Origin of the sequence: Synechocystis salina LEGE 00031 (genome assembly GCF_015207985.1) — a bacterium.
GTDB lineage: Bacteria > Cyanobacteriota > Cyanobacteriia > Cyanobacteriales > Microcystaceae > Synechocystis > Synechocystis salina.
Map to the genome: position 1 here is coordinate 43,447 of NZ_JADEVV010000012.1, position 19,008 is coordinate 62,454.

A 19,008-nucleotide genomic window follows, 5' to 3' on the forward strand; every position below is an offset into this window, starting at 1 on the left:
ACCGGGGAAATAGCGTTTGTCTAGGTCCCCTCTCCCCCAAAAAATTTTGCAAGCATTGGGGTTAAACGGCTTGGGGTTGTTGCTGGGGTTGGAACTGGAAGAGAGAATAAACCACGTTACGGCGGATATCAATCATCATTTCCAGGAACATTTCATAACCCTCCTGTTTATATTCAATTAGGGGATCCTTTTGTCCATAACCCCGCAAACCAATGGACTCCCTTAACGCTTCCATGGACTGGAGGTGTTCCCGCCAGAGATTGTCAATCTGTTGCAGGATGAAATATCGCTCCGCTTCCCGCATTAAACCGGGACGCACTTTGTCCACCTGGTTCTCCTTGAGATCATAGGCTTTGCGGACTTCTTCATGGAAAAAGGTTTTCATTTCCCACACGGTCATATCTCCCAAGTCTTCCACCGTTAAGTCTTCGAGCAGATAGACAAATTGCTTAGCCTTATCGAGCATATTTTCCACGTCCCATTCCTCCGGGGGTAATTCCGGATTAACGTAGGCATCGACGATTTCATCCATGGTTTTTTCGGCATAGACCAATACCTGTTCCTTCAGGTCTAGTCCCTCCAATACCCGTCGCCGCTCTGCATAAATGGCCTTCCTCTGGTTATTCATCACTTCGTCATACTCAAACACCTGCTTACGGATGTCGTAGTAATAGGTTTCCACCTTCTTCTGGGCCCCCTCCAGAGAACCGGTGAGCATTTTCGATTCAATAGGCATATCCTCTTCCACCCGGAACATGTTCATCAGCCCCGCCACTCGATCGCCGCCAAAAATGCGCAAGAGGTTATCTTCCAAGCTGAGGAAAAAGCGAGTGGATCCGGGGTCCCCTTGGCGACCAGCCCGGCCCCGCAGTTGGTTATCTACTCGACGGGATTCATGGCGCTCTGTACCAATAACGTGTAATCCCCCCAGCTCAACCACCTCTTTATGTTCCGCCGAAGTCAGTACCTCATACTCCCGGCGAATTTGGTTGTAAACTTCCCGCAGTTTGAGAATGACCAGATCATCGGTGGGCCCCTTCTCCGAGGCGATCGCCAATTTGTCTTCTGCTTCCAGTTCTGTTAGACTTTGCAGACCGTACTGGTCCACCGCAAACTTCACCGCTTTTTTGAGCAGATCTTCTGTTTCTTGGCTAATAGTAGTGGGATAAATATCTGGAGAAACCTGCCAGGTTTTGACTTTTTTCTTGCCATTTTGGTTACCAAAGCCCTGGGGTTTTTCTCGACCGCTCACCCAACCTGTTACTCCAGCCCCCAACTCATCATCTTCGGGGCGGACAATTTTAGGCATCAAATATTCCCGCACTTTCAGGCGGGCCATGTAATCCGCATTACCCCCCAGAATAATATCTGTACCTCGACCAGCCATGTTGGTGGCAATGGTCACCGCCCCCTTTCTTCCTGCTTGGGCGACAATTTCTGATTCCCGTTCCACATTCTCTGGGCGAGCATTGAGCAGGTTGTGGTGAATGCCGCTGGCCTGTAACAGCCGGGAAATAACCTCCGACTTTTCCACACTGGTAGTCCCCACCAGGATGGGGCGACCCTGTTCATGTAATTCTTCGCACTCCAGGGCCACCGCTTTCCATTTTGCCTCCTCGTTTTTATAGACCACATCAGACCAATCCTGACGACTAGAAGGGCGATTGGTGGGGGTAATGGTCACCTGGAGGTTATAAACCTTTTCCAATTCCGTTTCTTCTGTTTTGGCTGTCCCCGTCATGCCGGAAAGTTTAGGATAAAGCAGAAAGAAGTTTTGGTAAGTAATGGTAGCCAATGTCTGGCTTTCCTTTTGGATTTCCACCCGTTCCTTCGCTTCGATCGCCTGGTGTAGGCCATCACTCCAACGGCGACCCACCATAATCCGGCCGGTGAACTCATCCACAATCACAACTTCTCCGTTACGGACAATGTAGTTCACATCCTTAAGGAATAATTCCTTCGCTTTGATAGCGTTGAAAATATAGTGGGCCCAGGGATCGTTTTTATCAAATAGATCGTTGGTTTTTAATAGTTGTTCTGCTTTTTCAAAACCTTCGTCATTCATCAAGACATTACGTTGTTTTTCGTCCACTTCGTAATGTTCTTCCGGAAGTAACTGAGCGGCAATTTCTGAAGCTTGCAAATATTTCTCCGTCGGCCGTTCCACTTGGCCAGAAATAATCAAGGGAGTACGGGCTTCATCAATTAAAATCGAGTCGACTTCGTCAATGATGCAAAAGTTAAAGGGGCGCTGTACCACTTCAATCATGGACGTGGACATATTGTCCCGCAGGTAATCAAACCCCAATTCACTGTTGGTGGTGTAGGTAATGTCACAACCGTAATTCTTTTTCCTTTCCTCCGGGTTCATACCGGATTGCACCAAACCCACCGTTAAGCCCAAAAAGCGATGGATTTGTCCCATCCATTCCGCGTCCCGCCGGGCTAGGTAGTCGTTCACCGTCACCACATGGACCCCTTTCCCCGTTAAACCATTCAAATAGGAAGGCAAGGTAGCCACCAGGGTTTTCCCTTCCCCGGTTTTCATTTCCGCAATTTGCCCTTTGTGGAGAATGATCCCCCCCAACAGTTGCACGTCAAAGTGACGCATGCCCAGTACCCGTTTCCCCGCTTCCCTAACAACAGCAAAGGCCTCCGGCAAAATTTCATCTAAAATTTCTTCTGTTTCCGCATCGCTGCGGGCTTTGTCCAACGCCTCCCGGAACTCGACAGTCTTATGCTTCAACTCGTCGTCGGACAGGTTTTCAATGTCCTCTTCATAGAGGTTGACCTCCGCCACGTAGGGCTGAAATTTTTTCAGTTTACGAGTATTAGGATCACCGAAGAGGGCTTTTAACATGGGAGTTTAGGAAGTCTAGGGGAAGTCAGATAGGTGGGGTGGGGCGATCGTCCTTTTATGGTTTTTCCCAGCAAGGGAACGATCCTTCAACGATTTATCTTAACATTCCGTATCGATCAGGAAGGAAAGCCAGAGCCGAGTGATTTTAATTCCTGCACTAGGAAACGTACCTGTATCGACGTAGATATTTTTGCAGAATGTTTAAGCCAAAGTATTGATCTCCTCAATCAAGATTTGTACATGTGGGGAGGAAAATAAAGTGGTAGTTGAAGATAGGCAAACTCAATTACCAAATTACTGGCAAATAATTCCAACTTGTTATTTTTTTGTCTTTAGTAACTAGGTAAGATTTATTAACTAAACAAGTAGCTACAATCAATCTATCGGCTGGATCTCCATGAAATTCACCTGGTAAACGAGTTGATAAAACAGCGATTTCAGAGGTTAATGGCAATAATGTAACCTTAGGATGTTGAAAAGCTAAGTCCATCCAAACTTGAACGTCCATGGATAGTTGAATTCGTTCCTTAGATACTAGCATGGCTAACTCCCAGCAACTGATGGCGGGAATACCAACAACATCACTACTTTGAATAAAATCAAGTGCTGTACGAGAAATTTCAGGTGATTCCGCTAACCACCAAAACCAAGCATGGGTGTCCAAAACAATCATTGTTCCGCATCCCAAGCTTCACTACTGGGACTTAAAACATCATTTTCATGGACAATACTATTCTTAAGGGGATTATTAATAGACCAATCAAGATGATTTGTAGAAGCTGTAGTCTTTTGTTTAAGAGCAACCATAACGCTGTGTAAAATATCAATCGTCAGATCGTCAACGGAGTCTAATTCTGCTTTGAATTGTTCGCGATTAATCATTTTCTAAATTAATTTTTCTAAAAGTATTTCTGCCTGAGAGCTAATTTCCAAAGAAAATCTTAAGAGTGTTCAAATTCTTACCCAGCAAGTGTTTATCCCATTTGAGACTCTTGCTATGATAAACACTGAAAGCCTCGTCATTGCCGGATCTCAGCGGACTTATGAAATCATCTCTGAGTAAATCAGGTATTGGGGATCGTCGTGATTTAGATTGTGAAAGTTGCTTATATGAGTTCGGCGATCGCCGTTTTGTCAATGCTGATCAATAACGGAGACGGTGGTTCGAGAACCCATTGTAACATTCTGTATCGGTGTTATCAGAAAGGGGGAAATAGGGCATTAACTCTAATCCCACCAGAGGAAAACTGCCTGGTCTTGGCGCAGAGAATTTTGCAATATGGTCAAGGCAAAATCTGGATCATTCCAGTCCACCCCCGCCAACAGTACTTGAGTTTCAGGGGGAAGCTCCTGGCCTGCAGACATCATCATCGGGAAAGCATCGTCAATACAGCCAAATCCCTGGTCAATAACATCGGGGCAAAATTCATAGATTTCCCTGGCCAGGGCCGCCAAACCCGCCGGTAATTTCTTAAAGTGGACAATCAAACTGTCAAAAGCAACTTCAGTAATTTCAATGCCATATTGCCCATCCCATTGTTGCAGCTTAGCGATCAAGTCTTCTGTGGTGATGTCGTAGTTGATACCGTTGGTTTGTTGCTCAATAATTGCCGTTGGATCAAACATAAAATAATCGATTTTTTTGATTGCGACTAAACTTTTTTACCACGGCAGCAGGGGATTAGGGGGCGTTAACCCTAGGTGTTCGTAGGCAGCGGCGGTGGCAATGCGGCCTCGGCTAGTGCGGGCCAGGTAACCAATTTGGAGCAGATAGGGTTCGTAGACTTCCTCAATGGTTTTGGCATCTTCCCCCGTGGCAGCGGCGATCGCCTCTAGGCCGGTGGGACCACCCTGAAATTGTTCAATTAAAGTTTGCAAAACTAAGCGGTCGGTCCAATCCAAACCCCGTTTATCCACTTGGTACAAATCTAGCGCCTCCGAAGCTAAGGTGGGAGTAATTTCCGGTTGTTGCTTTACCTGGGCATAATCCCGCACCCTTTTCAGTAAACGATTGGCGATGCGGGGAGTTCCCCTGGCCCGCAGGGCGATCGCCTGGGCCCCTGCCGGAGAAATGGGTACAGCTAACAAACCGGCGGTGCGGAGAATAATTTGTTGCAACTCATCCAACTCGTAAAATCTTAATCTTTGAATTAAGCCAAACCGATCCCGCAACGGCGAAGTAAGGGAACCAACTTTGGTGGTGGCCCCCACCAGGGTAAACCGGGCCAAATTTAAACTACGGACTTTGGCACTTTGCCCTTTGCCCATGGTGATGTCTAAACGAAAATCTTCCATGGCGGGGTAGAGTAATTCCTCCGTTAAGCGATTTAAACGGTGAATTTCGTCGATAAATAAAATATCTCCTGGTTGCAATGCCAATAATATCCCTGTGATGTCCCGGGGCCGTTCCAGGGCTGGAGCCGCAGTGATTTTGCACCGTACCTGCATTTCCTCCGCCAAAATCAGAGCTAGGGTGGTTTTGCCTAACCCCGGTGGGCCGTATAGCAGTAGATGGTCGATCGCTTCTTGCCGACCCTGGGCCGCTTGAATAGCAATGCGTAACACTTCCTTAAGATCCCGTTGGCCGACGTAATCGTCCAGGGTTTGGGGCCGTAGAGATGCCTCTGGGGGCTCAAAGTTGGGGTTAGCATTTCGTTCCTGGGCAGTGACTTCCGGAGAAAGCAGATCGGATTTAACATTGGGGGAAGAATTTTGGTTGCCGGAACGTTTGATGGCCATGGCGCAGGGGAATGCTCAGCTCTGGTCAGTACTCCCCCATCCTACATTGGCGATCGCCGTCGGGTTGCCAAGGCCAAGGGGAAAAAAGCCCCCAGCTTTCGATAATCCGCTAACCTGAAATTAGGTACCTCCCCCACCGATTTGCCCATGGCGTTCAAGCATTCAGGGGTTGATTTTTTAAGGTTATGCAAACAACCAGTGACGTTCTCATTATTGGCGGTGGCATCATCGGTTTGGCGATCGCCGTTGAACTGAAATTAAAACAGAGACAGTTACAGGTCACGGTGCTGAGTCGAGACTTTGCCCAGGCGGCTAGCCATGCGGCGGCGGGGATGTTGGCCCCCCACGCAGAACAAATTGCCCCAGGCCCCATGCTGGAATTGTGTTTAGCTTCCCGTTGGCGTTATGGAGAATGGGTGGAAAAGTTGGCGCAATTAACGGGGATGGAAACGGGCTATAACCCCTGTGGCATTCTCTCCCCCGTATTTGAAGCGCCCCACGGCAATGCTCCCAATATCAGCAGTAATCCTTGGTTAGACAGAGAAACCATCCGCCACTACCAACCGGGGTTGGGGGAAGATGTGATCGGTGGTTGGTGGCATCCCGATGACGGTCAGGTAGATAATCGCAAACTAATCAGCGCCCTGCGGCAGGCCGCCCAATCCTTGGGAGTCCGCATCCAGGAAGGGGTCACCGTCCAGGCGATCGCCCAGCGCCATGGCCAAGTAACAGAACTATTGACAGATCAGGGGTCTTTTCAAGCAGATACCTATGTGTTGGCCAATGGTTCCTGGGCCAAAGAATTACTGCCCCTGCCGGTCTTCCCTGTTAAAGGTCAAATGATGGCTCTGCGGATGCCAGCGGGAACTCACCAGCCCTATCCCTTGCAACGGGTGCTTTTTGGTCCCCAAACCTACCTAGTGCCCCGGCGGGACGGACGTTTAATTGTGGGGGCCACCTCTGAACGGGTGGACTGGGAGCCCCATAATACACCCCAGGGTATTCAGACCCTATTAAGTCGGGCTATCAGACTTTTCCCGGCCCTGGCCGATTGGGCCATTGAGGATTTTTGGTGGGGATTTCGCCCCGGCACCCCCGATGAACTACCTTTCTTGGGCTATGGCCCCTGTGATAATCTCGTTTTGGCGATCGGGCATTACCGCAATGGTATTTTGCTAGCTCCCATCACCGCCGTCCTGATCAGCGATTTAATCCTAGACCGGAATGTTCCCCCCCTCATCAAAGCTTTTAGCCCTCAACGTTTTTTCACCCCCAATCCCCCCGTACTGCCCTGCCGCCCTATGACTGCCGTGTTTCCCTCCGTTGCTAACCCTTCCCTGCCCCATGCTGCCGAAAATGTGGCGGACAGTGAAGACCTGTTAGAAATTGCCGGCCGTAAATTCCACTCCCGTCTCATGACCGGCACTGGCAAATATCCTTCTTTGACCACTATGCAGGACAGTGTCGCCAGCAGTGGTTGCCAAATTGTGACAGTGGCGGTGCGCCGTGTGCAAACCAATGCCCCAGGCCATGAAGGACTAGCGGAAGCCATTGATTGGTCCACTATCTGGATGTTGCCCAACACCGCCGGTTGTCAGACTGCGGAGGAAGCCATTCGGGTTGCCCGGTTGGGGCGGGAAATGGCCAAACTGTTGGGGCAGGAAGACAATAATTTCATCAAACTGGAAGTTATTCCCGACACTCAATACCTCTTACCAGACCCCATTGGTACCCTAGAAGCGGCGGAACAGTTGGTTAAAGAAGGTTTTGCCGTATTGCCTTACATTAACGCGGATCCCCTGTTAGCTAAACGTCTGGAGGAAGTGGGCTGTGCCACTGTGATGCCCCTCGGTTCCCCCATTGGTTCCGGACAGGGTATCCGTAACGCCGCCAACATTGCCATCATCATTGAAAACGCCAAAGTTCCCGTCGTGGTAGATGCGGGCATTGGCACCCCCAGTGAAGCGGCCCAGGCCATGGAAATGGGAGCCGATGCGGTGTTGATCAACAGTGCGATCGCCATGGCGGCTAATCCGGTAGCAATGGCCCAGGCCATGGGCATGGCCACCCAAGCAGGAAGACTAGCCTATTTGTCGGGCCGAATGCCGATTAAAAATCAAGCCAATGCCAGTTCTCCTCTGACAGGCCTAGTGGTTTGAGTCAGGCGAAGAGTTTTGAGAACCGATGTTTTAGATTTTAAGCGTTTTTAAATCACGTACCCAAGCTTCGGTGGCGACGGATCAGGAAAGGAGAAACCTGCAGAAATTTGTCCCCAGCATTGAGAAACTGGGAAAACTTTGCCGTTACTCCCTTGGGTTTGTTTTGGGTTAGTCAAAAATACATCCGTCGGCAACCATGGCCAACTATTCCCATTGCCAATGGGTGGGCCCCAGGTTTTGCGCTACCGTGGAAAACAGTGACAATGCTAAAACTTTTTGCAAATTTCCAACTTTTCCATGACCGTTCCTGCCCCCCACCAGAAAGCCAAAGGTCTCAAACCCGGTAGTCCCCGTCCCGCCAAGGAACTCTGTAGTGATTGCGGTCTTTGCGACACCTACTATATCCACTACGTCAAAGAAGCCTGTGCTTTCATTAATCAACAATTTGACCACCTGGAGGAGCAGACCCACGGCCGCCATCGGGATTTAGGCAAAGAAGATGAGGTTTACTTCGGGGTGCACGAAAAAATGCTCACGGCCCGTAAACAAGAACCCATCCCCGGAGCCCAGTGGACTGGCATTGTCAGCACCATTGGCTGTGAAATGTTGAACAAAGGCCTGGTGGAAGGGGTGGTCTGTGTGCAAAATACTCCAGAAGATCGCTTTCAGCCCCAGGTGGTGATTGCCAAAACCCCAGCGGAAGTGCTAGCGGCGAAGGTGAATAAACCTACCCTTTCCCCCAATTTATCGGTGTTGGAGGAAGTGGAAAAGTCTGGTTTAAAGCGTTTATTAGTTATCGGGGTGGGTTGCCAAATCCAAGCTCTACGGGCAGTGGAAAAACAACTGGGCTTAGAAAAGCTCTATGTGTTGGGCACCCCCTGTGTGGATAATGTTTCCCGGGCGGGGCTACAGAAATTCTTGGAAACCACCAGCAAATCCCCCGATACGGTGGTTTATTACGAGTTTATGCAGGATTTTCGGGTGCATTTCAAGCATGAAGATGGTTCAACGGAATTGGTGCCCTTCTTTGGTCTAAAAACTAATCAATTAAAGGAAGTTTTTGCCCCTTCCTGCATGAGTTGTTTTGATTACGTCAACGGCTTAGCGGATCTTGTGGTCGGCTATATGGGCGCTCCCTTTGGTTGGCAATGGTTGGTGGTTCGCAATCAAACGGGGCAGGAAATGCTAGACCTAGTGCAGGACCAGTTAAACGTCGGCCAGGTGGACTCCAGCGGCGATCGCCATCAGGCAGTCCAACAGGGCATTACGGCCTATGATAAGGCGGTAACATTGCCCATGTGGGTGGCCAAAATAATGGGTTTGGTAATTGATAAAATTGGCCCCACCGGGTTAGAGTATGCTCGCTTTTCCATTGATTCCCACTTCACCCGCAACTATCTTTACGTTAAACGGAATCATCCGGAAAAGTTGGCCGACCATGTGCCCCCCTTCGCCCAAAAAATTGTTGAGCAGTATGAACTTCCCCAGCAATAAACCCCAATAAAATTCAAGAAAGACTATGAAAAAATCCGTATTTGTGGTCGGTGCGTTAGCATTTTTTTTGGGTTTACCCGCCGGTAATGCCTGGGCAGAAGCCTTAGATGAAAAGGTACAAAATATCCTGGATGAACATTATCAAACCTATAAACAGGATGAATTTTTCAGTGCTATTCAGTTGTCTACTAAGGTAGGGGATGGAGAAACTAAAACCTACGTGGTGGGCAATAAAAGCCATAGTCCCAACAGCCCCGCCATTGATGCCAACAGTCTTTTCCAAATTGGCAGTATAACCAAATCTTTTACCGCTGTTCTCCTCCTCCAAGCAGAAGCGGAAGGAAAAGTTTCCTTGTCCAACAATTTTGCTACCTATCTACCAGAATATGACCGCTGGAGTGGCGTAACAATTACCCAGTTATTGAATATGACTTCTGGGTTACCCAACTACAGTGATAGCCCGACTCTTAACTATGGTTTTGTGCAGAGTCCAGAGCGCATTTGGCAAGATGAGGAATTAGTAGATTTGGTATATCCTCGGGCTAATTTACCCTCTCCTCCCTTAAATACTGGTTACGCCTACACTAACACCGCTTATACTTTGGGTGGCCTCATTTTAGAAAAGGTTTATGGTCAAAGTTATGCCGATCTAATTGATGAAAAACTTTTGCAATCGTTGGAGCTAGATAATACTTTTTATCCCATTCCCAGCTATCCCCCAGGAATTTTAGCCCGCATGGTGGAAGGTAATAATTTTAACCCCTACACTAACCCTGAGTTAACAGGCAGACCATTCGATAGTAGGAATCTTTCCTGGGCTGGAGCCGCCGGGGGTCTGGTGGCCAATACACAGGATATTATCGATTGGGTGAGGGCTTTATTTATCGAAGATCAATTACTTAACCCACAGCAAAAAGAAAAGTTAACCCAATTAGTTTCCCTTGCCAGCGGTGAACCGATTATGGGCACAACAGCGGCAGAACCCACGGGATTTGGTTTAGGAGTTGTCCAGGGTTACCACGAAGATTGGGGTCAGTATTGGTTTTACCAGGGGGAAACCCTTGGCCATCGCTCTTTTTATCTCTATTTTCCTTGTAATGAAGTAATCGTTTCTGCTTTATTTAATAGCGCCGTCGATGATCACAATAATAATGTTAAACCCCTTTTGGTCGGTGTTTATCAAGCTCTCTTAGATGACCAGCCAAATTTAGTTTGCAAAAGTCAATAATGATGGTGGAAGAGCTAAATCTTTTTCCCCTCAATGCTTTGGTTATTCTAGGAGGATCTGCCTGGTTAGATTTTCTCTTGGGAGATCCCAAGTCTTGGTTACATCCAGTGCAATTGATTGGCTGGGCAATTAATTTTGCTAGTCAGCTAATTATCAAAAAAGTTACAGGCAAAACTGCTAAGCGTTTATGGGGGATTTTTTTAGGATTAAAAATAATTATTGGCAGTGGCTTTCTAGCTTGGTTAATAGTTCACTTAGCTGAAAAATTCTCCCCTGTTTTAGCAATATTTATACAAATAGTGGGCGTTGCTAGTTGTTTTGCCGGTCATAGTTTAGCCCAGGCTGCTCGATCAGTGATCGAACCTTTAAAAATGAGGGATTTGTCCACTGCTCAACAGAAATTAGCCCTCTTCGTGGGCAGGGATACAGATAATTTATCGGAGACGGAGATTTTACGGGCCACCGTGGAAAGTGTGGCGGAAAATACGGTGGATGGGGTCACAGCGCCCCTTTTTTATGCCCTACTAGGACTAGCCATGCCTTTTATTGGCCCCTGGCCTTTGGCGATCGCCTATAAAGCAGCCAGTACTTTGGATTCCATGGTGGGCTATAAACGGGAACCCTATACGGATTTAGGTTGGTTTAGTGCTCGGCTAGAAGATTACTTAACTTGGTTACCCTGTCGCCTCACCGTATTAATGCTGGCATTACTGTCGAAAAAACCGAGGCACATCTTGGCCATGGCCCGTCGAGACGGCCCCCTTGATCCCAGTCCCAATTCTGGTTGGAGCGAAGCTATTTATGCGGCCATTTTAGGAGTGCAACTGGGGGGCGATAACTATTACCAAGGGGTGTTGAAAAGCAAACCTTTATTAGGAGATGCAGTTCAGCCTTTAACCATAGGCAAAATCAGCCAAGGTTTATGGTATTCTCGCACGGTTTTCCTCTGGCAGTTGCTATTGGGATTGATGATAATTTTAGCTATCCAAGCGGGTGCTATGCCTTAGGTAAGCCTCAATAAAATCGGACAATTCCCCGTCCATCACGCCACTCACATCGGTGGTTTCTAGGTTGGTGCGTAAATCCTTGACCAATTGGTAAGGGTGAAAAACATAGTTGCGGATTTGGGTACCCCAGGCCGCTTCCACCATATCTCCCCGAATTTCGGCGATCGCCTGGGCGCGTTGCTCTTCCAGCACAATCAATAGCTTAGCTTTGAGGATGGCCAGGGCTTTTTCTTTGTTTTGCAACTGGGAACGTTCCTGGGTACAGCGCACAGCTAAGCCCGTGGGTAGGTGAACAATCCGCACAGCAGTTTCTACTTTGTTCACATTTTGCCCTCCCTTACCCCCAGCCCTAGAGGTGGAAATATCTAGGTCTTTATCGGGAATATCCAAATTAATCGCCTCTTCCCCTAGCAATGGCATCACTTCCACCCCAGCAAAACTAGTTTGACGTTTACCGTTAGCGTTAAAAGGAGAAATTCGTACCAGTCGATGGGTACCCTTTTCGGATTTTAGGTAACCGTAGGCGTAGCGTCCTTCGATTTCCAACGTGACGGATTTTAAGCCCGCCTCATCCCCTTCGGAAATTTCTGCTAAATGGACTTTGTAACCCTGTTTTTCACTCCAGCGGGTGTACATCCGCAGTAACATTTCAGCCCAGTCCTGGGCATCGGTGCCGCCGGCCCCGGCATTGATGGTTAACGTGGCTCCTTTCGCATCGTAGGGCCCAGACAATAATTGTTGCAGTTCCCAGCGGTCTAATTCTTTTTGCAGTTGCTCCAGGGTGGTTTCTGCTTCCGTTAACAGAGCCCCATCGTCCTCTAGTTCCAAAAGCTCCACAATGGCCTGGCTATCCTGCCATTGCTGTTGCCATGTATGCCATTGCTGCAATTGGGATTTGGTGTCGTTCAAGGTCTGGAGAACCTGTTGGGCTTGGTCAGTATCGTCCCAAAAATCTGGCTGGGCGGCGCACTGCTCCAAATCGTGAACTTTTGCTTTTAAACCCGGCAGGTCAAAGATAGTCCTGGGTTTGCCCCAGGCGGGAGGAGATTAACTCTAGGTTTCTTTTGAGGTCTGTTAATTCAGTGATCATTGGCAAAAAATGTTCTTTGGCGCCAACCCAAGTATATGGCCATTGGGTTTGCCCTGCACCGGGGGCGATTCATCAACAAAGCTTATCATCTGTGTCAAGATTTGTTAATTTTGCTTGGCTAATCAAATTATTATCCCTATGATTTTGTAAATATAGATACAGAAAATATTCCTTTTGCTCCTAATTTACCTTGGAATGCGGTTGGTGGGGTCTAAAGTCTGTCCCTAAAGTTTCCCGTCTTTTTGGGAACTGGATGGAGGAGTTAGATAGCAGCCCACCGGAAAATCCCTAGGAAGGATTGGGCCGGGAAGGTTTTCTAGACGGATTTTGCTGGTTAGTAAAACGGAGAGGACTTATGTCGCCACAAACGAACCTGTTTAATGCAACGGCTTCGATGCCAGTCAATGATATGGCTGTGGGTTGGCATGCTTTTTGTCATATTACGTATAACCGAGACACCTGGGTAAAACTGCTGGAGACTCCTGGGGATTATGCCTTTGATGAAGCGAAGTTGCTTTGTCAGAATTCTGCTACCACTTGGGTTGCCTGGGTTCCAGACCATGGGGAAGTCGTTTTAGACCGCAGTAATTTTTATTGTTAATTACTCAGCCAACTGGTCTGCCAGGGGAGGGGCGATCGCCGGAGGAGTATCCACTGGCCCCCGGAAGATAAACACGGTGGTGTTAGTTTGGGTGGCAATTTGAGTCGGTAGATTGCCGTGGATGACATTTTTCAGCAGCCCTTCCCGACTAGCTCCCAGCACGATCGCCGCACATTGGCGCATTTCCGCCAGGTCACTGAGGGCATCGGCGATGGAAGTGGAGCAAACTGGAATGGGAATAATCGGGCGTTGTAACTGTTCCGCCCACCTTTCCGCCAAAGTTTTCAGGTCATAAAAGGGATCGTAGCGCTGGGACTGTTGAGGCAGATAGACCTTGGAGATTAACAGTTGGGGATTATTTTCTTCTGGGTAGAGGGAAAACAGCGCCGGCAATAGGCTCAGCATCTGCTCAATGTTGGGACCCCCCGCCACCGGCATCAACCAGTGGGCCATGGGAGAGAGATAACGGGGATAGGCATGGACATTGGTGCCCTGTTTGACCATTAACAAAGAACAGGGGGCCTGGTCAATGAGGCGATCGGTGATGGCACCGAAAATTTGTCCCCCAATGGGCATTTCCCCTTGCCACTCCAGAATTAGTAAGTCGCTGTGGCGGGTTCTGATGGTGTCAAGGATGGTGTCGGTAACGCTGAAGGCTAGTTTGATTTCCGTGTGGAGCAACACCCCTTGGTGCCGAGCAATGCGCTCTAATTTTTGCATCAGTTGCCGTTGCCTCTGCCATTGCACCCTTTGTACAGAAGGAGATTGGGCCTTGGATACCTTCACCACCTGCAAACAGTCAATTTCGTAGTTTTGCTTTTTGGCGATCGCCGCCGCAATTTGGAATAGCACCAAGGCGCTGTTGGGGTCTCGGATCGGTAACAAAATACGCCCTTCCCCCACCAATGGCGATCGGGTTTGGTACACGCTGTAGGCAGGATGGGGAGGATGGATAATTTGCCCCCCTAGTTGACTCACCTCTTCACGAATAATGTCTGTGCGGGTGATAATACCCACCAATTTGTTATCCCCTTCCACCACCGGCAAGCGGGAAAGTTGATAGCGGTTGAGTAAATAAAGCACATCACTGAGGGGCGCTTCCGGGTCCACGGTGATCGGATTGGGGGTCATGATTTGCTTGAGGGCAATGTGCACCGACTCCTGGGCCGCATTGGCCAAATCCGTTTGGGTAAATACCCCCACCAATTTTCCCCCCTGCACCACAGGAAAACCCCGGTGATGGGAATTGGACATAATTGGCAGCACCTGGGCTAAGGTTAAACTCTGCTCCAAGCTTTCCACATCGGTTTTCATTACCTGATGGGCCCGAATATCGGCCAAAAAGTCGTGGTCTGGCTTTTCCTCCGCTAAAAAGATCCCCTTGGTTTCCAGTAAATGGTCATAAAGAGAACGGGGAAATAGACTTTCCGCCACTAGATAGGAGGTGGCACAGGCCACCATGAGGGGCAACACTACATTAAAGTTGCCGGTTAGTTCAAACACAATGATGATCGCCGTCACCGGCACCCGCACCACACTGGTAAAAAACGCCCCCATCCCCGCCAACGCAAAGGTGGTTTGGGTGATCTGGTCTTGCCAATGATTGCCAAATTCCCCCACTAGATAGCCCAAGGCCGAACCCATTACCAGGGCCGGCGCAAACAGTCCCCCCGGCGCATCGGTGCTGTAGGCCAAAATGGTCAAAATAAAATGGGCCACTAGAGTCAAAATTACTTGATGCCAACTCAGCTCCCCGGAGGTGACAAATTCCCTCAGTCCCGCATTGTCCCGAAAAAAGCTCGGCAAGAGGGCGATCGCCACTCCAGAAATTAACCCCACTACCCCAATGCGAATAGCTAGGGATAGGTTTTGTTTTCTTTGCCAGCTTTGTAAGGAGAGAATACTGCGGTTGAGCAACACCCCCAAAATTCCCGCCAAAATCCCCAACAATAGATAGAAGGGAATTTCCGCCATGGTGAAATCCACCTTTGGACTATTACCCAAGCTGTGGGCCAGATTAAGGTCACTGGATTGAAACACCAAAGAAGTGACAGCCCCCACAAAGGAAGCCACGATCGCCGTTTCTAAGGTCAAGCTGGACACATCCCGCATCAACTCTTCCACCACAAATAAAACCCCCGCAATGGGAGTGGTGAAACCCGCGGCTAGTCCTGCCGCCGCCCCGGCCGCAATCATTTGCCGACGATGTTCCGGGGAAGTGGGAAACCAACGACTCAATTGGGCCGCCAAGGCCGCACCAATATGCACCGTGGGGGCTCTCCTTCCTAAGGTCATGCCTCCCCCCAACACCAGCACCGTACCCACCAGTTTCACCACGGCCACTTGCCAGTTCAGGGGAATGGGATAGCGGGCCAGGGCCGCCTTGACCTGGGGAATACCGCCGCCCCCCGCCGGCCGGGAAAATTGTTCGATCAATATTCCCGCTAAACTACCAAATACCAAACCAAAGCAGGGCAACACCCAAATGGCCCCGTAGGTATCGGCTAAGCTTAAACGGGTAGACCCCAGCCAATTAACTCCACTTTTGATCACCAAGGCCGCTAGAGCAGAGACAAATCCAATCACACAGGCTTCGGCGATCGCATAACGGCTATCGATGGCAGTGCGGCCATAGTGTCGGGACCGTAACCATTGAAGCCACCGTTGCCAAAGGGGAAACCAAGCCATGGGGAGAGAATTGCTAAAACAGTTTTAGGGCAAATTTGGGGATCGCGTCGCCATCCGGCAATCAGTTTGTTACAATAACAGCGGTCACCACAGCCTTTGAAGAGAGCGTCTTTGAGCCAAGTTGTTAATATCCCTACCCTAGATACCTTAGCGCAGGAACTGGCCGCTATTCAGCAAACTGGTTCTAAACGCATTGCCCTATTGGGATCTCGCCATGTGCCGATAACCCACCAACAGTTGATCGAAATGATGAGCTATGCCTTGGTTTTGGGCGGCAATCACCTGGTCACATCCGGTGCTACGGGCACCAACTCCGCTGTTATTAAGGGAGCCATGCGGGCCGATCCTAATTTGCTCACGGTAATTTTGCCCCAAAGTTTAGACCGCCAGCCGAGGGAGTCCCGTAATCAGTTGGGGCAAGTGATTCATCTGGTGGAAAATACCGAAAATGATAGTCTTTCCCTGGGGGAAGCGAGTACCATTTGTAACCGAGAAATTGTCAGCCGTTGTCAGCAGTTGATTTGCTTTGCTTTTCACGAGAGTCACACCCTGTTGCAGACCTGTGCAGAAGCAGAGGAGCAAAGGAAACTGGTCACTCTGTTCTATTTTGATTAGAATTTGATCGGTGAATTTTAATGCTAATTTACCTCGATATGTGTACTTTACAGCGTCCTCTAGATGCCAGAACACATATCAGGGTAGCAGTTGAAGCTGAAGCAATTTTGAATGTCCTCGTACTTTGGGAATCAGGGCAAGTTAAATTGGTTTCTTCGCCAGCTTTGGTGTTTGAAGCAAATAAAATCAGATCACCAATTAGAAAGGCTTACATTGCAGAAATTTTGTTGAAGACAGATGTGTTTGTGCCAGGGAGCGCCGACATTGCACAGTACGCACAGGAGCTTGAGGGTATGGGGATCAAAACTTTGGATGCACTACATTTAGCCTTCTCAATTAAAGCAGAGTCAAAATACTTTTGCACCTGTGACGATAGATTTTTGAAACGAGCCAAAAGTTTGGATACCAGACCAACCAAAGTTGTTTCTCCTTTAGAATTAATTGCGGAGTTCTCTTAATGATTACTGAAACGAAAAATCTCAGCGAAATCACCCAACAAGCCATAGAAATTCTCTTTAAAGAGGTTGGTATCTCCAATACGATCCGTTTTTTGAATCAGTTTTCGATGGGATACGGAAACTATACGGAGGAGCGGAGGGACTTGTTTGAAGATTTAACTATGGAACAGTTTTTGTCGGAGATGGAAAATCTGGATCTTGACAAATAAAAATATATGAAATCATTGAATTTTGCTGATTGGTTGGAAAGGCGTTGGGTGACCCCTTCCTATGCTGGCTGGTTACTTTTGGTGCTGGCCATCTGCCTATTTGGTGCCGCCACTAACTCCATGGCTGGTTGGCTTTATGTCATCAGTGGCATTAGTTTTGCTCTGTTGATCATTGCGGCCATTCTCCCCAGGCGATCGATCCGGCAGTTGGAATTAGAGCGTTTTCCGATCCAGCCAGTAAGTGCGGGGGAAGATTTGACCATTACCCTCCGGCTCCACAATAACCACAAGCAACCCAAAAGTTTACTCCAGGTGTGGGATCTATTGCCCTCGGAACTAGGACGGCCTCAAGGTAAGGCGATCGAACTTGTGCCCCCCAAGGATTTTTACCAATGGAGCTATTTCCAGCCTACTCAAAAACGAGGGGTGTACCACTGGCAAGATTTGCAGTTACGCACCGGCACTCCTTTAGGTTTATTTTGGTGTCGCCGTAGTCGGTCTGTTCCTGCCAAGGCTATTGTGTATCCCCAGGTACTCAAGCTTCAGCAATGTCCTTTGGTGGATGCCATTGGGGCGGAGGATCAGGATCGGATATATAGCGATCGCCATTATCAAGCTGCGACGGAGGGAATGACTAAAACTTTGCGGGCCTACCGTTTTGGTGATCCCACCAGACTGATCCATTGGCGCAGTAGTGCCCGATTTGACCAATTTATGGTGCGGGAATTAGAAGTAGTGACGGGGGGGCAGGAGTTGGTCATCTGTCTTGATAGTGGTGCTTTATGGCAAGCAGAAATTTTTGAGCAGGCCGTCATTGCAGCGGCTTCCCTCTACTTCTACGCTGTGCGAGCCCAGTTGAATGTACGACTCTGGACAGCGGGGGCTGGCTTAATCTCAGGTGGGCGATCGGTATTAGAAGCCCTGGCAGCGGTGCAAATGAACGAAGCAGTCCAGCATGAACTACCCCAAAAGATTCCCCTGTTATTGCTTACTAGTAGGGCAGAAAGTATGACAGCTTTAGCCAGCCATAGCCGTTGGCTTTATTTTGCTTCCCCGGATGAATTATCATTATCCGCCCCCCGCTCTGCCCTTTGTGCTGGCTTGATGGTTGAGCATGGTAAAGATTTGTCTCAACAATTGCAGCGACCTCCGAATTTTTCCCAAGGATCTTTAGCTAAGGCTTAAAATAATACGTGTTTATGCTGAATGTGTGCTGGGTCACTCCATAAGGAATGGTGTTAGAGTAATCCTATCGGCCACGATATGCCCCCCCCAGGGTTTTATTTCTCGTCAGGTTCAGCTATGTTCAACGCTATTTCACCACCATTTCGACCCCGCAGTGCCTTGCTGTGGAATTTGATTCGTCAGTCTCCATCTGCCCATCACAAAAGTGACAGTGATGGCGATCTGGGTTTCACCATGTTTGAAGTGCTGATTGCTTTAATGATTTCCTTTCTATTCCTGACAGGAACTCTGAATACCATGGTGATGGCAACAGTAATGCGGGTTAAAGCAGAAAGACAGGCTGAGGCAGGCTATTGGATCAAAGAGGATTTGGAACGGGTTCGATCTGATGCGGCTGCCTTTTCTGATGTAAGCAATTGCCCCAATGTTGGTGAGAATTATTCTAATACAGGAACAATGGCGGCTAATGATGGTATTCCCCCGATGGTAACAAGTACAAGGACAATTTTGGGGAGGAATGCAACGATGACTCGTGATGTTGCTTTCAGTGGAAATGTCGTTTCTCTTAACTATAGAGTCAGAAACACTGAAATTACAGATGCCGACAAAAATGTTCTTGCCAGTCTTTACACCGAAGTTCTTCCGGCCGCCGCTCTTACCTGTGGTCCGTAGGCG

General features: G+C 48.7%; 18 protein-coding genes and 1 pseudogene. 12 read left to right on the forward strand and 7 right to left on the reverse strand.

Annotated elements, in window-relative coordinates; all coding sequences use genetic code 11:
• Positions 1-61 precede the first annotated feature (61 nt).
• The 5 genes from secA to ruvB all read right to left on the reverse strand — a co-directional run bounded on the left by secA (position 62) and on the right by ruvB (position 5,599).
• On the reverse strand, positions 62-2,860 hold the full coding sequence (secA, locus tag IQ217_RS05915; protein WP_194019260.1) for a preprotein translocase subunit SecA: 2,799 nt from the start codon (positions 2,858-2,860) through the stop codon (positions 62-64).
• Between the two features lie 286 nt (positions 2,861-3,146).
• Positions 3,147-3,533 (reverse strand): type II toxin-antitoxin system VapC family toxin, encoded by a 387-nt coding sequence (locus IQ217_RS05920; RefSeq protein ID WP_194019261.1) that lies wholly within the window; start codon positions 3,531-3,533, stop codon positions 3,147-3,149.
• Positions 3,530-3,742, reverse strand: a complete 213-nt coding sequence (locus tag IQ217_RS05925) for a hypothetical protein (RefSeq protein ID WP_194019262.1) — start codon at positions 3,740-3,742, stop codon at positions 3,530-3,532. Before IQ217_RS05925 ends, IQ217_RS05920 begins: the two co-directional genes overlap by 4 nt.
• Before the next feature lie 345 nt (positions 3,743-4,087).
• Entirely contained in the window at positions 4,088-4,486 is a 399-nt protein-coding gene (locus tag IQ217_RS05930; RefSeq protein ID WP_194019263.1) for a DUF4253 domain-containing protein, read from the reverse strand.
• Positions 4,487-4,522: 36 nt separating this feature from the next.
• Positions 4,523-5,599, reverse strand: a complete 1,077-nt coding sequence (gene ruvB, locus IQ217_RS05935) for a Holliday junction branch migration DNA helicase RuvB (protein WP_194015519.1) — start codon at positions 5,597-5,599, stop codon at positions 4,523-4,525.
• Here ruvB and IQ217_RS19190 point away from each other — a divergent pair.
• From IQ217_RS19190 to cbiB, 6 genes and pseudogenes are all read left to right on the forward strand, one after another.
• On the forward strand, positions 5,573-5,704 hold the full coding sequence (locus IQ217_RS19190; RefSeq protein WP_265583618.1) for a hypothetical protein: 132 nt from the start codon (positions 5,573-5,575) through the stop codon (positions 5,702-5,704). The genes ruvB and IQ217_RS19190 overlap by 27 nt on opposite strands.
• Before the next feature lie 80 nt (positions 5,705-5,784).
• Positions 5,785-6,810: pseudogene (gene thiO / locus IQ217_RS18820) on the forward strand (glycine oxidase ThiO); the annotation flags it as partial.
• Positions 6,811-6,900: 90 nt separating this feature from the next.
• Positions 6,901-7,758, forward strand: a complete 858-nt coding sequence (locus IQ217_RS18825; RefSeq protein WP_276529753.1) for a thiazole synthase — start codon at positions 6,901-6,903, stop codon at positions 7,756-7,758.
• Between the two features lie 297 nt (positions 7,759-8,055).
• The gene (locus IQ217_RS05945) at positions 8,056-9,252 is read left to right on the forward strand and encodes a Coenzyme F420 hydrogenase/dehydrogenase, beta subunit C-terminal domain (protein ID WP_194019265.1); all 1,197 of its coding nucleotides are present in this window, start codon (positions 8,056-8,058) and stop codon (positions 9,250-9,252) included.
• A gap of 25 nt (positions 9,253-9,277) precedes the next feature.
• Positions 9,278-10,480 (forward strand): serine hydrolase domain-containing protein, encoded by a 1,203-nt coding sequence (locus tag IQ217_RS05950; RefSeq protein WP_194019266.1) that lies wholly within the window; start codon positions 9,278-9,280, stop codon positions 10,478-10,480.
• Positions 10,480-11,487 (forward strand): adenosylcobinamide-phosphate synthase CbiB, encoded by a 1,008-nt coding sequence (gene cbiB, locus IQ217_RS05955; RefSeq protein ID WP_194019282.1) that lies wholly within the window; start codon positions 10,480-10,482, stop codon positions 11,485-11,487. The genes IQ217_RS05950 and cbiB overlap by 1 nt, the downstream gene beginning before the upstream one ends.
• On the opposite strand, the gene prfB is transcribed toward cbiB, so the two are convergent.
• Positions 11,458-12,577 (reverse strand): peptide chain release factor 2 gene (gene prfB / locus IQ217_RS05960; RefSeq protein WP_194019267.1). Its coding sequence is split into 2 segments (ribosomal slippage): positions 11,458-12,498 and positions 12,500-12,577, totalling 1,119 coding nucleotides; the frame shifts between segments, so codons are not numbered across the junction. The two genes, cbiB and prfB, sit on opposite strands and share 30 nt — an antisense overlap.
• 355 nt (positions 12,578-12,932) lie before the next feature.
• Between prfB and IQ217_RS05965 the strand changes: the two genes are divergently transcribed.
• Positions 12,933-13,178 carry a hypothetical protein gene (locus IQ217_RS05965; RefSeq protein ID WP_190598536.1) on the forward strand — a complete coding sequence of 82 codons (246 nt, stop codon included), beginning with the start codon at positions 12,933-12,935 and terminating at the stop codon, positions 13,176-13,178.
• Here the strand turns inward: IQ217_RS05965 and IQ217_RS05970 are convergent, their stop codons facing one another.
• On the reverse strand, positions 13,179-15,866 hold the full coding sequence (locus IQ217_RS05970; protein ID WP_194019268.1) for a chloride channel protein: 2,688 nt from the start codon (positions 15,864-15,866) through the stop codon (positions 13,179-13,181).
• Between the two features lie 111 nt (positions 15,867-15,977).
• On the opposite strand from IQ217_RS05970, the gene IQ217_RS05975 reads away from it, so the two are divergent.
• From IQ217_RS05975 to IQ217_RS05995, 5 genes are all read left to right on the forward strand, one after another.
• A complete protein-coding gene (locus IQ217_RS05975) occupies positions 15,978-16,481 on the forward strand; it encodes a DNA recombination-mediator protein A (RefSeq protein WP_194019269.1) in 504 nt (167 codons plus the stop codon).
• Between the two features lie 20 nt (positions 16,482-16,501).
• Positions 16,502-16,939, forward strand: a complete 438-nt coding sequence (locus IQ217_RS05980; RefSeq protein WP_199309716.1) for a PIN domain-containing protein — start codon at positions 16,502-16,504, stop codon at positions 16,937-16,939.
• On the forward strand, positions 16,939-17,148 hold the full coding sequence (locus IQ217_RS05985) for a hypothetical protein (protein ID WP_190598533.1): 210 nt from the start codon (positions 16,939-16,941) through the stop codon (positions 17,146-17,148). Before IQ217_RS05980 ends, IQ217_RS05985 begins: the two co-directional genes overlap by 1 nt.
• Positions 17,149-17,154: 6 nt before the next feature.
• Positions 17,155-18,333 carry a DUF58 domain-containing protein gene (locus IQ217_RS05990; protein WP_194019270.1) on the forward strand — a complete coding sequence of 393 codons (1,179 nt, stop codon included), beginning with the start codon at positions 17,155-17,157 and terminating at the stop codon, positions 18,331-18,333.
• 117 nt (positions 18,334-18,450) lie between these two features.
• On the forward strand, positions 18,451-19,005 hold the full coding sequence (locus IQ217_RS05995) for a type IV pilus modification PilV family protein (RefSeq protein WP_228016916.1): 555 nt from the start codon (positions 18,451-18,453) through the stop codon (positions 19,003-19,005).
• Positions 19,006-19,008: the final 3 nt, after the last annotated feature.